The 15,856-nt window shown below is 53.8% G+C and carries 14 protein-coding genes; 11 read left to right on the top strand and 3 right to left on the bottom strand.

Annotation, left to right across the window (positions count from 1 at the left end; all coding sequences use genetic code 11):
- Positions 1 to 83: 83 nt before the first annotated feature.
- The 5 genes from GYMC52_RS03885 (at position 84) to clpB (ending at position 8,279) form a co-directional block, all read left to right on the top strand.
- Complete coding sequence (locus tag GYMC52_RS03885; RefSeq protein WP_013523159.1) at positions 84 to 1,148, top strand: carbamoyl phosphate synthase small subunit; 1,065 nt, start codon at positions 84 to 86, stop codon at positions 1,146 to 1,148.
- A complete protein-coding gene (locus GYMC52_RS03890) occupies positions 1,141 to 4,269 on the top strand; it encodes a carbamoyl phosphate synthase large subunit (RefSeq protein ID WP_013523160.1) in 3,129 nt (1,042 codons plus the stop codon). Before GYMC52_RS03885 ends, GYMC52_RS03890 begins: the two co-directional genes overlap by 8 nt.
- Positions 4,266 to 5,204: an ornithine carbamoyltransferase gene (gene argF / locus GYMC52_RS03895; RefSeq protein WP_013146083.1), complete on the top strand. Its 939-nt coding sequence runs from the start codon at positions 4,266 to 4,268 to the stop codon at positions 5,202 to 5,204. The genes GYMC52_RS03890 and argF overlap by 4 nt, the downstream gene beginning before the upstream one ends.
- 193 nt (positions 5,205 to 5,397) lie before the next feature.
- A complete protein-coding gene (locus GYMC52_RS03900) occupies positions 5,398 to 5,577 on the top strand; it encodes a YjzC family protein (protein ID WP_011230299.1) in 180 nt (59 codons plus the stop codon).
- Between the two features lie 107 nt (positions 5,578 to 5,684).
- Entirely contained in the window at positions 5,685 to 8,279 is a 2,595-nt protein-coding gene (clpB, locus tag GYMC52_RS03905) for an ATP-dependent chaperone ClpB (protein ID WP_013523161.1), read from the top strand.
- A 459-nt stretch (positions 8,280 to 8,738) separates the two neighbouring features.
- Here clpB and GYMC52_RS03910 read toward each other — a convergent pair whose 3' ends face one another.
- Positions 8,739 to 8,927 (bottom strand): YjzD family protein, encoded by a 189-nt coding sequence (locus GYMC52_RS03910; protein ID WP_011230302.1) that lies wholly within the window; start codon positions 8,925 to 8,927, stop codon positions 8,739 to 8,741.
- A gap of 133 nt (positions 8,928 to 9,060) precedes the next feature.
- Between GYMC52_RS03910 and GYMC52_RS03915 the strand changes: the two genes are divergently transcribed.
- Complete coding sequence (locus tag GYMC52_RS03915; protein WP_013523162.1) at positions 9,061 to 9,801, top strand: alpha/beta hydrolase; 741 nt, start codon at positions 9,061 to 9,063, stop codon at positions 9,799 to 9,801.
- Positions 9,802 to 9,968: 167 nt separating this feature from the next.
- Here GYMC52_RS03915 and GYMC52_RS03920 read toward each other — a convergent pair whose 3' ends face one another.
- The gene (locus GYMC52_RS03920) at positions 9,969 to 10,220 is read right to left on the bottom strand and encodes a hypothetical protein (RefSeq protein WP_013523163.1); all 252 of its coding nucleotides are present in this window, start codon (positions 10,218 to 10,220) and stop codon (positions 9,969 to 9,971) included.
- 258 nt (positions 10,221 to 10,478) lie between these two features.
- Between GYMC52_RS03920 and GYMC52_RS03925 the strand changes: the two genes are divergently transcribed.
- The 5 genes from GYMC52_RS03925 to GYMC52_RS03945 all read left to right on the top strand — a co-directional run bounded on the left by GYMC52_RS03925 (position 10,479) and on the right by GYMC52_RS03945 (position 14,807).
- Complete coding sequence (locus GYMC52_RS03925; protein ID WP_013523164.1) at positions 10,479 to 11,411, top strand: beta-ketoacyl-ACP synthase III; 933 nt, start codon at positions 10,479 to 10,481, stop codon at positions 11,409 to 11,411.
- A 40-nt stretch (positions 11,412 to 11,451) separates the two neighbouring features.
- Positions 11,452 to 12,690 carry a beta-ketoacyl-ACP synthase II gene (fabF, locus tag GYMC52_RS03930; protein WP_013146078.1) on the top strand — a complete coding sequence of 413 codons (1,239 nt, stop codon included), beginning with the start codon at positions 11,452 to 11,454 and terminating at the stop codon, positions 12,688 to 12,690.
- A 144-nt stretch (positions 12,691 to 12,834) separates the two neighbouring features.
- Positions 12,835 to 13,638: a DUF2268 domain-containing protein gene (locus tag GYMC52_RS03935; protein WP_013523165.1), complete on the top strand. Its 804-nt coding sequence runs from the start codon at positions 12,835 to 12,837 to the stop codon at positions 13,636 to 13,638.
- A 136-nt stretch (positions 13,639 to 13,774) separates the two neighbouring features.
- Positions 13,775 to 13,981, top strand: coding sequence for a hypothetical protein (locus GYMC52_RS03940; protein ID WP_013523166.1), 207 nt, complete (start codon positions 13,775 to 13,777; stop codon positions 13,979 to 13,981).
- Between the two features lie 85 nt (positions 13,982 to 14,066).
- The gene (locus GYMC52_RS03945) at positions 14,067 to 14,807 is read left to right on the top strand and encodes a YjbA family protein (RefSeq protein WP_011230309.1); all 741 of its coding nucleotides are present in this window, start codon (positions 14,067 to 14,069) and stop codon (positions 14,805 to 14,807) included.
- Between the two features lie 61 nt (positions 14,808 to 14,868).
- Here the strand turns inward: GYMC52_RS03945 and trpS are convergent, their stop codons facing one another.
- Positions 14,869 to 15,855, bottom strand: coding sequence for a tryptophan--tRNA ligase (trpS, locus tag GYMC52_RS03950; protein ID WP_013146076.1), 987 nt, complete (start codon positions 15,853 to 15,855; stop codon positions 14,869 to 14,871).
- Between the last annotated feature and the right edge of the window lies 1 nt (position 15,856).

Raw genomic sequence — 15,856 nt, forward strand, 5'->3', positions numbered from 1 at the left:
CGGCCGACGGCTTAATTTTTATTCCTGTTCATGCATAAAAATTCTTGAACGGTTATAAAAACTCAAACGATGAGGTGGCGCCAATGAAAGCGTACTTGCATGTGGCGAGCGGAAAAACGTTCAGCGGCGAGCTCGCCGCTCCGCTTGAAGAAAAGGTGAGCGGGGAGATCGTTTTTTTCACCGGCATGACCGGTTATCAAGAAGTGTTGACCGACCCGTCGTATAAAAACCAAATCATCGTTTTTACGTACCCGCTGATCGGCAATTATGGCATTAATGAAGACGATTTTGAAAGCAAGCGGCCGCACGTCGAAGCGGTCGTCGTCTACGAAGCGAGCGGCACAGGATTTCATTACGGGGCGAAATACAGCTTGGCAGAATACTTGCAGCATTGGAACATTCCGCTTCTCACGCACGTGGACACGCGCGCCCTTGTGAAAGAAATCCGCACCGCTGGGACGATGATGGCGGAATTAAGTTTGTCGCCGATTCCAGCAGTTGCTGATGAGGAAGCGGCGTTTCCAGTGCGCGCGGTGTCAACGAAAACGATCGAAACATACGGCGAAGCCGGGCCGCATTTGGTGCTCATCGATTTCGGCTATAAAAAGTCGATTTTGCAGTCGCTCCTTGCACGCGGCTGCCGGGTGACGGTCGTGCCGCATGATACGGCGCCGGAAGCGATTGACGCGCTGAAACCGGACGGGCTTGTCCTCTCGAACGGCCCAGGCGATCCGAAACAGTTAAGCCATCAGCTTCCCGCTATCCGTCAGCTTATCGACCGGTATCCGACGCTTGCGATTTGCCTTGGCCATCAGCTTGTCGCCTTAGCGTACGGGGCGGATACGGAAAAACTCCGCTTCGGGCACCGCGGCGCCAATCAGCCGGTGTGGGACGCCGGGAAGCAAAAAGTAATGATGACATCGCAAAATCATAGTTACGTCGTCAAAGAGGAAAGCTTGGCGGGCAAGCCGTTTGACATCCGCTTCATCAACGTCAACGACGGCTCGATCGAAGGCATCGCCCATCGCCATAAACCGATTTTGTCGGTGCAATACCATCCGGAGGCGCATCCGGGGCCGCAAGATACCGGCTATATTTTCGACGAATTTTTGCAAACCGTGTTCAAGGGAGAGAACGTGTATGCCTAAAGATTCTTCGCTTCAGTCGATTCTCCTGATCGGGTCGGGGCCGATTGTCATCGGCCAGGCCGCCGAGTTTGATTATTCCGGCACACAAGCGTGCATCGCCTTAAAGGAAGAAGGATATCGCGTCATTTTAGTGAACAACAATCCGGCGACGATCATGACCGATGAAGTTCATGCCGATGCCGTGTATTTTGAACCGCTCACCGTCGATGTGCTCGAAGCGATTATTGCCAAAGAACGCCCGGACGGGCTGCTCGCCACGTTCGGCGGCCAGACAGGGCTCAACTTGGCGTTTCAGCTGCATGAAGCCGGCGTGCTTGAAAAGTATGGGGTGAGACTGCTCGGAACACCGATTGAAGCGATCAAGCGCGGGGAAGACCGCGAAGCGTTCCGCGCGTTAATGCATGAGCTTGGCGAACCGGTGCCGGAGAGCGAAATTGTCACAAGCGTCGAGGAAGCGGTCGCGTTTGCCGAACAAATCGGTTTTCCGATCATTATTCGTCCCGCGTATACGCTCGGCGGGACGGGCGGCGGCATTGCCGAAAACATGGAGCAGTTTCTCGCGCTCGTGGAAAAAGGGCTGGCCGAAAGCCCGATCCGCCAATGTTTGATCGAACGGAGCGTCGCTGGGTTTAAAGAAATTGAATACGAAGTGATGCGCGACCAGTCGAATACGTGCATCACGGTTTGCAATATGGAAAACGTCGATCCAGTCGGCATCCATACGGGCGATTCGATCGTCGTCGCACCGTCGCAGACGTTGACCGATGAGGAGTACCAAATGCTCCGTTCGTCGGCGGTGAAGATCATTTCCGCATTAGGGATCATCGGCGGCTGCAACATTCAGTTCGCCCTTGACCCGAACAGCAAACAATATTACTTAATCGAAGTCAACCCGCGCGTCAGCCGCTCGTCAGCGCTCGCCTCGAAAGCGACCGGCTACCCAATCGCCCGCATTGCGGCGAAGCTGGCGGTTGGCTATACGCTCGCGGAACTCGTCAATCCGGTGACGAAAACGACGTACGCCAGCTTCGAGCCGGCCTTGGACTACGTCGTCGTCAAGTTTCCGCGCTTGCCGTTTGACAAGTTCCCGCACGCGGATCGGAAGCTCGGTACGCAAATGAAAGCGACCGGGGAAGTGATGGCGATCGATCGCAATATGGAGCGGGCGTTCCAAAAAGCGGTGCAGTCGCTCGAAGGAAAAAACAACGGACTGTTTTTGCCGGAGCTTTCGGCGAAAACGGATGACGAGCTGAAACAACTGCTTGTTGACAAAGACGACCGCCGCTTTTTCGCCATTTTGGAACTGCTCCGCCGCGGGGTGGCGGTCGAAGCCATTCACGAATGGACGAAAATCGACCGCTTTTTCCTTGCTTCGTTCGAACGGCTCGTGGCGCTCGAAAAACAGGCGGCAGCCACCACGATCGATACGATCGATGAGCCGACGTTGCGCTTCTTGAAAGAAAAAGGGGCAAGCGACGCCTTTTTGGCCGAAACGTGGGGCGTGACGGAGCTTGATGTGCGCAACAAGCGGAAGGAACTTGGCATCGTGCCGTCATACAAAATGGTCGACACGTGCGCGGCCGAATTTCATTCGGAAACGGATTATTACTACTCGACCTATTTCGGCGAAGACGAGCGGAAGAAAGCGAGCGGCAAGGAGAAAGTGCTGATCATTGGAGCCGGACCTATTCGCATCGGCCAAGGCATTGAGTTTGACTACAGCTCCGTTCATAGCGTGTTCGCCTTGCAAAAAGAAGGCTATGAAACGGTGATGATCAACAACAATCCGGAAACAGTGAGCACCGACTTTGCCGTCGCCGACCGTCTGTACTTTGAACCGCTGACGCTTGAGAGCGTCCTCGATGTTATCGAAGCGGAACAAATCAAGCATGTCATCGTTCAATTTGGCGGACAGACGGCGATCAATTTGGTCAAAGGGCTTGAAGAAGCCGGCGTGTCGCTGTTGGGCGTCACGTACGATATGATTGACCAGCTCGAGGACCGCGATCGTTTTTACCAGTTGCTTGAGGAGCTTGACATCCCGCACGTACCGGGCTTGATGGCGAACAACGCCGAGGAGCTCGCCGCCAAAGCGGCTGAGATCGGCTGCCCGGTGCTGCTTCGTCCGTCGTATGTCATCGGGGGCCGCGGCATGTTTATCGTCCATAGCGAGGCGCAGCTCGCTGCTTTGATCGAGCAAGGCGAGTTGACCTATCCGATTTTGATTGATGCGTATTTGGACGGGAAAGAGGCAGAAGCGGACATCGTGACGGATGGAACAGACATCGTGCTGCCGGTCATCATTGAACACGTCGAAAAAGCCGGCGTCCACTCCGGTGACAGCTATGCTTGGCTGCCGGCGCAGACGCTCACAGACGAAGAAAAAGCGAAAATCATCGACTATGCGAGCCGGATTGCGAAAAAACTCGGCTTTAAAGGAATTATGAACATTCAATATGTCATTGCGGACGGCAATGTATATGTCCTGGAAGTGAACCCGCGCGCGAGCCGGACGGTGCCGATCGTCAGCAAAACGACCGGCGTGCCATTGGCGCAAATTGCGACAAAGTTATTGCTTGGGAAATCACTCGTCGACATCGTTGACGAAAAAGCTCGCGGATTGGAGGTCATGCCGTACGCCGTGTTAAAGTATCCGGTCTTTTCGACCCATAAGCTGCCGGGGGTTGACCCGATGGTTGGACCGGAGATGAAATCGACCGGTGAAGGCATCAGCATCGCCGCGACGAAGGAAGAAGCGGCGTACAAAGCGTTTTACGCGTACTTGCGAAAGAAAGCAAACGCCAATGAAATGTATGTGATTGGCGGCATCGATGAGACGATGGCCGCGGAAATCGAAGCGAAACAGCTTGTGATCGTGTCAGATGTCCCGTTTGCCGATTGGGTGAAGCGCGACACGGCGCTCGCGGTGATCAACTTGGGCAAAGAGGAAGACGAGGCAAACAAACGAATGACTGCGTTGTCCCGACAATTGCTCGTCTTCACGGAACGTGAGACATTGAAGCTCTTCTTGCAGGCGCTCGATGTGGATCATCTTGATGTGCAGCCGATCCACGGCTGGTTGGAAAAGAAAAAACAGGCAGAACAGGCGGTGATCGCATGAATGCAGTGATGTCATTAAAAGGGAGAGATTTTTTAACGCTGCTCGATTTTTCAACAGACGAAATTATGGACTTGTTGGCGCTAGCAGCCGATTTAAAAGCGAAACAAAAAGCCGGCGTGCCGTATGCGCCGCTTTCCGGCAAAACAATGGCGATGATTTTTGAAAAGCCCTCAACGCGCACGCGCGTGTCGTTTGAAGTCGGCATGATCCAGCTTGGCGGCCAGGCGATGTATTTAAACGGCAACGATTTGCAGCTTGGCCGCGGTGAAACGATTGCGGATACGGCGCGCGTCTTGTCGCAATACGTCGATGTCATGATGATTCGGACGTTTGCCCATCAAAAAGTCGAGGAATTGGCCGAGTATGCGTCCGTTCCGGTCATCAACGGCTTGACGGACGACGATCATCCGTGCCAGGCGCTGGCGGATTTGCTGACGATTTACGAAGCGAAGAAAACGTTCCAAGGCGTCAAACTCGCCTATGTCGGCGACGGCAACAACGTCGCCAACGCCTTGCTTGCGGCCGCAGCCAAAGTGGGAATGGATATTTTCATTGCCTGTCCGCCAGGCTATGAGCCGAAGGAGGAATACGTCGAGGCAGCGCGCCAGATCGGCGAGAAAACCGGAGCAACAGTTGTTGTGACGCACGACCCGCTTGAGGCAGTGGCCGGAGCGGATGCGATTTATACGGACGTATGGACGAGCATGGGCCAAGAAAGCGAAAGCGCCGAGCGGCTTCAAGTGTTTCAGCCGTACCAAGTGAATGAAGAGCTCGCCAAAGCGGCGAAGCCGGATTACCTCTTTTTGCATTGCCTGCCGGCCCATCGCGGCGAAGAAGTGACGGCCGGCGTCATGGACGGCCCGAACTCGGTCGTATTTGAGCAGGCCGGCAACCGGCTTCATGCCCAAAAAGCGATTTTAGTGTCGATCCTATAGGAAAAAGGAATTCCCGTTTCGGGAGTTCCTTTTTTCTTTTTTTGCAAGGAAAAGAATTTCCATGAGGAAGAAACGTTTTTATTGTGAACGGCTTGACGCTCCGTGTGCGGCGGCCCCATCATTTCCCTTCTTATGAACAGCGGCAAAACCGGGAATGCTAACAAATGCAATCGAAGCAAGGGGGATGAAACAAATGGGCCAACCGCGCCATTTCAAACCAGGGGATAAAGCGCCGAACAACGGCGTGTACATTGAAATCGGCGAAACGGGCGACAATGTAAAACACCCGAAAAAGCTGAAACTAAAAGCCGGCGATACGTTCCCGGAAACGTCGAACCATAATCGACATTGGACGTATTTGCGCAAACCGTGAAGTACAACAAAAGCCATTCCAAGTATGGAGTGGCTTTTGATTTGCCGTGTGCTTCGCGATCGGCTATAATGATTTATGGTCAAAGAAGGTCAAATGGAGGGAACGGCATGGACGCAAGCCGTTTGACGGAAAAACTGCAAGAGGCGCTGATGGCGGCGCAGTCGCTCGCCAAAGAACGACATCATCAACAGCTTGATGTCGAGCATCTCCTGATTGCGCTGCTCGAACAAGAAGGCGGCCTGGCGCCGCGGCTCGTGGAGCTTTCCGGCGCCGACAAGGAAAAGGTTGCGGACTGGCTTCGCAGCCAGCTTCGCCAAAAGCCTGAAGTGCATGGGGCGGACGAGCAGCTGTATGTTGCGCCCGCCTTAGCGCGGCTGCTTGAGGAGGCGGAAAACGAAGCGAAGCGAATGCAAGACGAGTACATATCGGTCGAACATGTGCTGCTCGCGTTGCCTCATGGCGCCGAGCCGGTCGCTCGGCAGCTGGCGTCGTTTGGACTGACGAAGGAAGCACTATTAGCGGCAGTGAGAAAAGTAAGGGGGAATCAACGCGTGACGAGTCCACATCCGGAAGCAACCTATGAAGCGTTGGCAAAATACGGGCGCGACCTTGTCGCGGAAGCGAAAGCGGGAAAAATCGACCCGGTCATCGGCCGCGACAGTGAAATTCGCCGCATCATCCGCATTTTGTCGCGGAAGACGAAAAACAACCCGGTGTTGATCGGCGAGCCGGGCGTCGGGAAGACCGCTATTGTCGAAGGGCTCGCTCAACGCATCGTGCGCAAAGACGTCCCGGAAGGGCTGAAAGACAAAACGATTTTCGCTCTTGATATGAGCGCGCTCGTCGCCGGAGCAAAGTTTCGCGGTGAATTTGAAGAACGGCTGAAAGCGGTGCTCAATGAAATCAAAAAAAGCGACGGCCGCATCATTTTATTTATTGACGAACTGCATACAATCGTCGGCGCCGGCAGAGCGGAAGGGGCGATTGACGCCGGCAATATGCTCAAGCCGATGCTTGCCCGCGGCGAGTTGCGCTGCATCGGGGCGACGACGCTTGATGAGTACCGGCAATACATCGAAAAAGACCCGGCGCTCGAGCGCCGCTTCCAACAAGTGCTTGTCCAAGAGCCGAGTGTCGAGGACACGATTTCGATTTTGCGCGGATTGAAAGAACGGTATGAAGTGCACCATGGAGTGAAAATCCACGATCGCGCGCTCGTCGCGGCCGCCGTTTTGTCCGACCGTTACATCTCTGACCGCTTTTTGCCTGACAAAGCGATCGATTTGGTCGATGAAGCGTGCGCGACGATCCGGACGGAAATGGAATCGATGCCGTCGGAGCTGGACGAAGTGATGCGCCGCGTCATGCAGCTTGAAATTGAAGAGGCGGCCTTAAGCAAAGAAACGGATGAAGCGAGCCGCGAGCGGCTTGTGGCATTGCAAAAAGAACTTGCCGATTTGCGTGAAAAGGCGAACGCCATGAAAGCGCAATGGCAAAAAGAAAAAGAGGCGCTTGACCGCGTCCGCCGTTTGCGCGAGGCGCTCGAGCGGGCAAAACGCGAACTGGAAGAGGCGGAAAACGAGTATGATTTAAACAAGGCGGCGGAGCTTCGCCATGGCCGCATTCCGCAGTTGGAAAAGCAACTCAAACAGCTCGAGCAAGAAATCAGTGAGCAAAGTGAAGGGAAATTGCTGCGCGAGGAAGTGACGGAAGAAGAGATTGCCGAAATCGTGTCACGCTGGACGGGCATTCCGCTCACCCGCCTCGTCGAGGGAGAGAGAGAAAAGCTGCTTCGCCTTCATGAATTGCTGCATAGACGGGTCATCGGTCAAGACGAAGCGGTCGAGCTTGTCGCTGACGCCGTCTTGCGGGCGCGGGCCGGCATGAAAGACCCGAACCGCCCGATCGGATCGTTTTTGTTCCTCGGACCGACCGGCGTCGGCAAAACGGAACTGGCCAAAGCGCTCGCCGAGGCGCTGTTTGACAGTGAGGAGCAGCTCATCCGTCTTGACATGTCCGAGTATATGGAAAAACACGCCGTCTCCCGCTTGATCGGAGCGCCGCCCGGCTATGTCGGCTATGAGGAAGGCGGCCAGCTGACCGAGGCGGTGCGGCGCAAGCCGTATTCCGTTCTGTTGTTCGATGAAATCGAAAAAGCTCATCCGGAAGTGTTCAACATCCTGCTGCAGCTGCTGGATGACGGACGGCTCACCGATTCGCAAGGGCGGACGGTCGACTTTAAAAACACGGTCGTCATTATGACATCGAACATCGGATCGCCGCTGTTGTTGGAAAACAAACAGGGCGACATCGATGAAGAAACGCACAAACAAGTGTTTGACCAACTGCGCGCCCATTTCCGCCCAGAATTTTTAAACCGGATCGACGATATCGTCTTGTTTAAGCCATTGTCGATGAATGAAGTGAAAGGCATCGTCGAAAAGTTCGCCCGCGAGCTGTCGGCCCGTTTGGCCGATCGGCATATCGAACTCGTGCTGACCGAAGCGGCGAAGCAATACATCGCCGAAGCGGGCTTCGACCCAGTATACGGCGCCCGCCCGCTCAAACGGTTTATGCAAAAGCAAATCGAAACGCCGCTTGCGAAAGAGCTGATCGCTGGGCGGGTGAAAGATTACAGCACCGTCACGGTCGATGTTGACAACGGGCAGATCGTCATTCGTCCGTCGGCGCAAACGAGCTGAAGGGGGCGCCGCCGACGCGGAGAGACGTGCTTCCTGTCTGCCGGGGTTGGTCGCATTGTTTGAGCATGGACGGAAAACACAAGTCTATATCAATAGGGATGGAATGCTCCTCCACTTACACCTATATAGATGCAACGAAAAAGTTTAACATATCCTTGATGGAAAAGTCGCTTGTCCATTTTTCGACTGTCGAAGGCAAGCCACAGGCTTGCCTCCGTCACGCCAAGGCGTGACGGAAGACCCGAACAACCACCCGCTTCACAGACCCATACATGGGTCTGAAAGCGGCGTTGTTCGGTCGCCCGACAGTCGATCAAATGCTCGGTAAAAGCTACAAATGTTAAAGCTTCAAATCGCATCTATATATAGGTGTTGAAGTGGGAGGATTCTCGGTTAAAGATGACAAAAAACAACGCCTTGGGACTTTCACCCCAAGGCGTTGTCTTATGAAGCGAATGATCAATGATGGTGATCCCCGGCCGGCTCGTCCGGAATCAGGGCTGCAATCACGAAGACTAAGATCGTCACGATGACGCCAAGCAAAGCACCGGTCGCGAAGTTATAGCCGATCCCTTGCATCGAGCCCATGACGTACGTTGCCATTTGCACGAGCAAAAACGTCCAAAAAAACGTCCAAAACAAGCGCATCTTTGTTCCTCCCATCTTCTCGTCATTCCTTTTCTTATCTTATCACAATTTGTCGCGTAGGCATATACCCGGACGTTTTTTTTGGCCGCGCATATCGTATACTGTACCATTATGCATTGCCAAACAAGGGTGAATGGAAACGATGGCAGGACAACGGCGGTTTTTTCAACTCGATGAGCAATGGTGCATCGTTCACGTGCCGGAGCGCCCAAATGGGTTTGCCCTTTTTTTAATGGGCGACGGCGACCATTTTGTGAACGAACAGACGAGTTTTTGGCTCGAGCATCCGGGGCGGCGCCAATGGCTGGAAGATTGGTTGGAACGTGGGTATACGGTCTTTTCGTCCCATTTGTACGGCCGGCATTGGGGAAGTCCGAAAGCGGTCCGGCTGGCGCGCCAACTCATTTACTCGGTGTTGAAAAGCGAAATTGTGAACCAGCGCATCTATATCGTTGCCGAAGGAATGGGCGCGCTCGTTGCCTTGCAACTGCTTGGCGCCATGCCAAGTCAAATCCGCGCCGTCGCCATGATCAACCCTTGCCTTGACGTACGCGCCCAGCTTGACTATGAACAGGAACATCCATTCGTGTACCGGCGGATGGTGAGGGAAATCGCGACTGCCTATGGCTTGAAAGAAGAGGAGGTGCCCGAGGCTGTTCCGTCCCTCTTTCTCAGTCCTCATGACGTTCCGGTGACGATTTGGCAGCTGGCCGGAGTGAGCCCGTATCCATCCGCCTTGCATAGCCGTAAATATGAACAATGGATGAAAACGACAAACAACCAGGTGCGCGTCGTTTACGAGCTGCCGGAGAAACGGCGCCAACTGGCTCGGCAAATCGGGCAATTTTTCTGCCAATACAATGAACTCCCGTAAACGACAAGGGCAGGAGCTGACTCAAAAGCTCCTTTTTGATGAAATTTAATCGAAGTATGTGAAAGAGACCACCTCTGAAACCCTTGGTTTTACCGGATTTTCGAGGTGGTCTATTTTTCCGTGTTGCCTCAGATAGGGGCATTGCCGCTCTTTTGGACCAGCCCCTGCTATTTTTTCAATAAGTCGACGAGCGAGTTGATCTTTTTCACGAGCGGTTTTAATTGTTGCAATGAGTCGGCTAGCGTATTGACGTTTTCAAACAGCTTCATGAAATCGATGTTCGGCAGTAAAGGCGGCTCTGCCCCGCTCCCTTGATCTTCGCGCTCACCGGTTGCGCGAGAAGGAAAAGATCCGAACATTAGGCGGGAAAAACGGTCTTGTCGTTCGCGATGTTGTTCTCGTGCTTCGCCGTTGGCCATGGGCGATCCTCCCTTTCATGCGATGGTTGCTCGTATTTGTATTGTATGGCAGAAAGGAAAAAGCGGTTTGGACAAATGCCTTAGGGGCACGGAAAGCGCTGGTTCAACTTTCGTTTTCTATTGCGCATCCACGCTCTTTCGGCTAAAATTAGTACCAAGTAATAATAATTGGTGATGTAGACTGATTGTACATTCAAGTTTGGTTGTCAGCGTGAGCGTTTTTTTGCCATTTTGGGAAAGAAAGAGGAGATGGATGATATGGGAGCAGGAATTATCGGGGTCGGCCGCTATGTGCCGGAAAAAGTGTTGACCAACTTTGATTTGGAAAAAATGATGGATACATCGGATGAATGGATCCGGACGCGCACAGGGATTGAGGAGCGCCGCATCGCTCCGGATGACATCGATACGTCCGATATGGCGTATTTTGCCGCAGAAAAGGCGCTTCAAGACGCTGGCATGGAGGCGAAGGACATTGATCTCATTTTAGTTGCCACCGTCACTCCGGACCGTCCGTTTCCGTCGGTCGCTTGCATGCTTCAAGAGCGGCTTGGCGCCGTCAACGCCGCTGCGCTTGATATTAGCGCTGCCTGCGCGGGGTTTATGTACGGGATGGTCACGGCCGCCCAATTTATTGACACAGGCGCCTACAAGTATATATTAGTAGTGGGGGCAGACAAACTATCGAAAATCACCGATTGGACCGACCGCAACACGGCGGTGCTGTTCGGCGACGGCGCCGGAGCGGTCGTCATGGGTCCGGTGTCGCCCGGGCGCGGGATTTTATCTTTCGAGTTGGGAGCTGACGGAACAGGAGGAAAACATTTATACAAAGACGAATATATCGTCATGAACGGCCGTGAAGTATTCAAGTTCGCCGTCCGGCAAATGGGAGAATCAAGCGTGCGTGTGCTTGAAAAAGCCGGGCTCACGAAAGACGATGTCGACTTTCTCATTCCGCATCAAGCGAACATTCGCATCGTCGAAGCGGCCAGACAGCGGCTCGAGCTGCCGGAAGAGAAAATATCGACAACCATCCGTCGATATGGCAACACGTCGGCCGCATCCATTCCGATTTCGCTTGTCGAAGAGTTGGAAGCGGGCAAAATCCATGACGATGATCTCATCATTATGGTCGGATTCGGCGGCGGGCTGACGTGGGGCGCGATCGCTTTGCGCTGGGGCCGTTAACGGCACGTATATTATCGAAATAAAAGGAGAGACGGAAACGATGGAAAAAAGACGAGTCGTCGTGACAGGCATAGGCGCCGTCACCCCGCTTGGGAATGACGCAGAAACGACGTGGAAAAACATTATCGCCGGCCAGTCCGGCATCGACATTGTCACCCGCGTCAATCCGGACGACTTTCCGGCGAAAGTGGCGGCGGAAGTGAAAGACTTCGATCCATCGCTGTTTATCGACCGCCGCGAGGCGCGGAAGATGGACCGATTTACCCAATTCGCCGTCGCTGCGGCGCTCATGGCGGTCAAAGATGCCAATCTCGACATTAATGAAAGCAACGCTGAACGGGTCGGTGTTTGGATTGGTTCTGGCATCGGCGGCATGGAGACGTTTGAACAGCAGTTTGAGATTTTCCAGCAGCGCGGTTATCGCCGAGTGAGCCCGTTTTTCGTGCCAATGATGATCCCGGATATGGCCGCTGGGCAAGTATCGATCATCCTCGGAGCGAAAGGGATCAATTCGTGCACGGTGACCGCTTGCGCGACCGGGGCGAACTCGATCGGTGATGCGTTTAAAGTCATTCAGCGCGGCGACGCCGATGTCATGATCACTGGCGGGACGGAAGCGCCGATTACGAAAATGTCGTTCGCCGGTTTTTGCGCCAATACGGCTCTTTCAACCAATCCAGATCCAAAAACGGCGAGCCGCCCATTTGACAAAAACCGCGACGGTTTCGTCATGGGTGAGGGAGCAGGCATCGTTGTTCTTGAGGAATTGGAGCACGCGTTGCGCCGCGGCGCGAAGATTTACGCAGAAATTGTCGGTTACGGTGCGACCGCCGATGCGTACCATATCACCGCGCCGGCGCCGGGCGGCGAAGGCGGCGTGCGGGCGATGCGCCAAGCGCTTCATGACGCTGGCCTGAAGCCGGAGGAGATCGATTACATCAACGCCCACGGCACGAGCACCGAGTACAATGATAAGTATGAGACGGCGGCGATCAAAGAAGTATTCGGCGATCATGCATATAAGCTCGCCGTCAGCTCGACGAAGTCGATGACCGGGCATTTGCTCGGGGCGACCGGCGCGGTGGAAGCGATTTTCTCCGTGCTGGCGATCCGCGACGGCATCATTCCGCCGACGATCAACTACGAAACACCGGATCCGGAATGCGACCTCGACTATGTGCCGAATGAAGCGCGCAAGCAAGACGTGCGTGCGGTCTTAAGCAACTCATTTGGATTTGGCGGCCATAATGCGACATTGATTTTTAAAAAATATGTGTAATGGATGAAAAGGAGAGCCTTGGTTGAGCAGAGCTGAAAACGCGTGACTAACGGCGGGTTCGGTTCAGCGTCAGGCTCTCTTTTTTGTTTTGTTTCACCGTCTTTTCCCTGCCGACATAACGTAAGAGAAAAGGAGGGAAAAGCGATGGGATTGCTTCCGACCGATCGATGGCTTGAAGAGGATGAAGGCGATCCGCTCCGGTTGTGCGCACGGTTGGCGCCGCTTTTTGGCAAGATGCCGGCGCGTGAGATTTACAGCTATTTACGGCTGTATGGCATGTACCGAAGCACTCGGCAGGCCGAGCGGCTTTTGCCGGAGATGAAAGAGCGCCGTCTTTGGGAACGTCTTGGCCGTTTGTATGAACGGCAACGGGGGATATGGAAGGGACCGGACGTTCCGGTATTTTTGCTGCCGGCCGATGACGAAAACCGGAAGCTTGTGCGCGAATTCCAAGGAAAAGGCGGGGTGGCGTTTGCTGATAAATTGTTTTTCTTCTTGCTGCCTGATCATTGCGACGAGGAGATCGCCGCGTTGGTGGCGCATGAATACAACCATGTATGCCGTCTCAAGCAGTTGCCGAACGAAGGTGAAGATGCGACGTTGCTGGATGCAGTCGTTATGGAAGGATTGGCGGAGCATGCCGTCGCCGAGACAGTCGGCGCCGAACAGTGTGCGGGATGGACGAAGTATTACACCGATCGGGAGATGGAACGGTTTTGGCGGCGCTATATAGTCCCGAATAAACATTTGCCCGTTTCGCATCCGCATACTTCCCGCATTTTGTACGGACTTGGATGGCATCCGAAAATGGGGGGCTATGCCGTTGGGTATGCCATCGTCCGTCGCTGCCTGGAAAGAGGATATTCGCTCACCCAATTGATGACGATGGAAACGAAAGACATCGCGGAGTTGGCGGGCTTTTCAGGCAAACAGCAAGGAGCGTCTTAGCTCGAAACCGCATGGCGACCGCCGCTGTCCGGTTATCACAAGAATCTTAGGGACATCGGGCGCAAACAGGCATGTTGTCCATGGCGCCGACATATATGTAGAACAAGGACGTGGACAAGAAGGAAGGGAAAGCCCGGTGATCCGCCTGTTTTTTTATTTGGTCGGTTTCGGTTTTTCGGTCGTCGGCGGCATGATGGTGATCACCTATTTGAACATCATCACTCCAGAGCGCGGTTTTAGCGAATACTTATCTTATATTTCGACAAGGTTGGAATGTTATTTATTCCCTATTGGCCTTCTTTTGATGTGGGGGAGCTTGACGTTTCCAAGCCGCAGCCCCTAGAGGGGAAAAGAGGACGAAATGGAATAAAATTCTGTCCCTCTGCCTATACTGATGGACAAACACGTCTGGAAGTGAGGGGTCTCGCATGCTTTATCTGCACGACATTTGGGTCAACTGGTTTGAAGGAGAAGAGAACGGATACAACGTCTGCCATTTCCATGAATGGCGCAAGGACGATCAAATCGAGCTGCTCGACCAAGTGCCGCTGTTAAAAGTATCCCCGGCCCTGTTTCATTACATTGAAAACAGCTTGTCCGATCTTCCAAAACCGCTGCTAGACGATGTGCATCAGAAGGCGTATGTCCGCAAAAACCATGAACGCATTCAGCTGGACTATTGTTTCGTTGTCACGGACGGCGCCGGCGTTTTGGCTGTCGATACAATCGGTTATCAAATCCCGATTCGCAAAAGCCGTCTCATTCCGCGTCAGGAACAACTCGTCTACGAAATGGCGGCCGAAGCGGAGGAACGGGACTATCCGCTGCCGAGGTATGAAAAAGAATACCATATTTTATCGCCGGCTCCGGAACTGATGTGCGGACTCACGCGCAAAGAGCGGCAGTTGAAACAGCTGTTGTTTATGGCGCTTGACCAGCTTTATTCGACAAAAAATACTGCCCAGATGCGCTATTGGTATACGGAATGGGCGCCGGAAAAATACGCCGCTATTCAAAAAATGTCTTTTGATGAAGCGTGGGAACAATTGTATAACGAGACGAAATACGGGTGGTCCGAACGGCATGAGCAGCTGTGCGAAAACTTGATCAAAGGGCAGCCATTTTTCGAAAAACTGTGGGAAATGGAGCAAGAACCAAAAGTCAATTAAAAAACGGGCCAAGGCGATAGGCGCCTGCCCGTTTTTGTATGGCTTCGCTCGATGCGGCTATTTACCGCCGCCGCCCGAGCCCCATGGCTTGCTCCATTTTGCGCACCATTTCCGATGCAACCCGATTTGCTTTTTCCGCCCCTTCATCCAACACGCGGTCAAGCTCCTCGCTTTCCATCCAATGGTGATACCGCTCTTGAATCGGTCGAAGCGTTTCAATGACGACTTGAGCGAGGTCGGCTTTGAAGACGCCGTATCCTTTTCCTTCGTATTGCCGCTCCAACTCCTCGATCGATTGACCGGATAGCGTCGAATAAATATTGAGCAAGTTCGAAATGCCTGGCTTCGCTTCTTTGTCGTAGCGAATCGTTCCTTCCGAGTCAGTGACCGCGCTTTTGATCTTCTTCTCGATCGTTTTCGCATCGTCAAGCAGTGTGATGTACGCTTTCGGGTTGGGGTCGGATTTGCTCATTTTTTTCGTCGGGTCGACAAGCGACATGATGCGGGCGCCGACTTTCGGAATGCGCGCCTCAGGGATCGTGAACAGCTCGCCATACCGTTTGTTGAAGCGCTCGGCCAGATCCCGCGTCAATTCGATATGCTGCTTTTGATCATCGCCGACCGGGACGATGTCGGTGTTATAAAGCAAAATGTCAGCGGCCATCAGCGGCGGGTACGTGAGCAGTCCGGCGCTGACCGCCTCTTTGCCGGCCGATTTTTCTTTAAATTGCGTCATCCGCTCAAGTTCGCCGATATAAACGATGCACTGCAGCATCCAAGCGGCTTGAGCGTGCGCCGGCACTTCTGACTGGATGAACAACGTCGCTTGCGTCGGGTCGATGCCGACTGCTAAATACAAAGCGGCGAGGCGGCGGATGTTTTGCCGCAGTTCGTGTGGGTCTTGCCAAACGGTAATGGCGTGTTGGTCAACGATGCAAAAATAGCAGTTGTATTCATGCTGCAGCTCGACAAACTGCCGCAGCGCCCCGATGTAGTTGCCAAGGGTGATGACGCCGCTTGGCTGAATGCCGGAAAAAATGGTTTTCATC

Source organism: Geobacillus sp. Y412MC52 (genome assembly GCF_000174795.2).
Lineage (GTDB): Bacteria > Bacillota > Bacilli > Bacillales > Anoxybacillaceae > Geobacillus > Geobacillus thermoleovorans.

Coding starts and splice junctions, on each gene's coding strand:
- GYMC52_RS03945 (WP_011230309.1), top strand. CDS start 14,067: ATGCTTTATCTGCACGACATTTGGGTCAACTGGTTTGAAGGAGAAGAG.
- GYMC52_RS03920 (WP_013523163.1), bottom strand. CDS start 10,220: ATGGCCAACGGCGAAGCACGAGAACAACATCGCGAACGACAAGACCGT.
- clpB (WP_013523161.1), top strand. CDS start 5,685: ATGGACGCAAGCCGTTTGACGGAAAAACTGCAAGAGGCGCTGATGGCG.
- argF (WP_013146083.1), top strand. CDS start 4,266: ATGAATGCAGTGATGTCATTAAAAGGGAGAGATTTTTTAACGCTGCTC.
- GYMC52_RS03890 (WP_013523160.1), top strand. CDS start 1,141: ATGCCTAAAGATTCTTCGCTTCAGTCGATTCTCCTGATCGGGTCGGGG.
- GYMC52_RS03925 (WP_013523164.1), top strand. CDS start 10,479: ATGGGAGCAGGAATTATCGGGGTCGGCCGCTATGTGCCGGAAAAAGTG.
- fabF (WP_013146078.1), top strand. CDS start 11,452: ATGGAAAAAAGACGAGTCGTCGTGACAGGCATAGGCGCCGTCACCCCG.
- GYMC52_RS03935 (WP_013523165.1), top strand. CDS start 12,835: ATGGGATTGCTTCCGACCGATCGATGGCTTGAAGAGGATGAAGGCGAT.
- GYMC52_RS03900 (WP_011230299.1), top strand. CDS start 5,398: ATGGGCCAACCGCGCCATTTCAAACCAGGGGATAAAGCGCCGAACAAC.
- GYMC52_RS03915 (WP_013523162.1), top strand. CDS start 9,061: ATGGAAACGATGGCAGGACAACGGCGGTTTTTTCAACTCGATGAGCAA.
- GYMC52_RS03885 (WP_013523159.1), top strand. CDS start 84: ATGAAAGCGTACTTGCATGTGGCGAGCGGAAAAACGTTCAGCGGCGAG.
- trpS (WP_013146076.1), bottom strand. CDS start 15,855: ATGAAAACCATTTTTTCCGGCATTCAGCCAAGCGGCGTCATCACCCTT.
- GYMC52_RS03910 (WP_011230302.1), bottom strand. CDS start 8,927: ATGCGCTTGTTTTGGACGTTTTTTTGGACGTTTTTGCTCGTGCAAATG.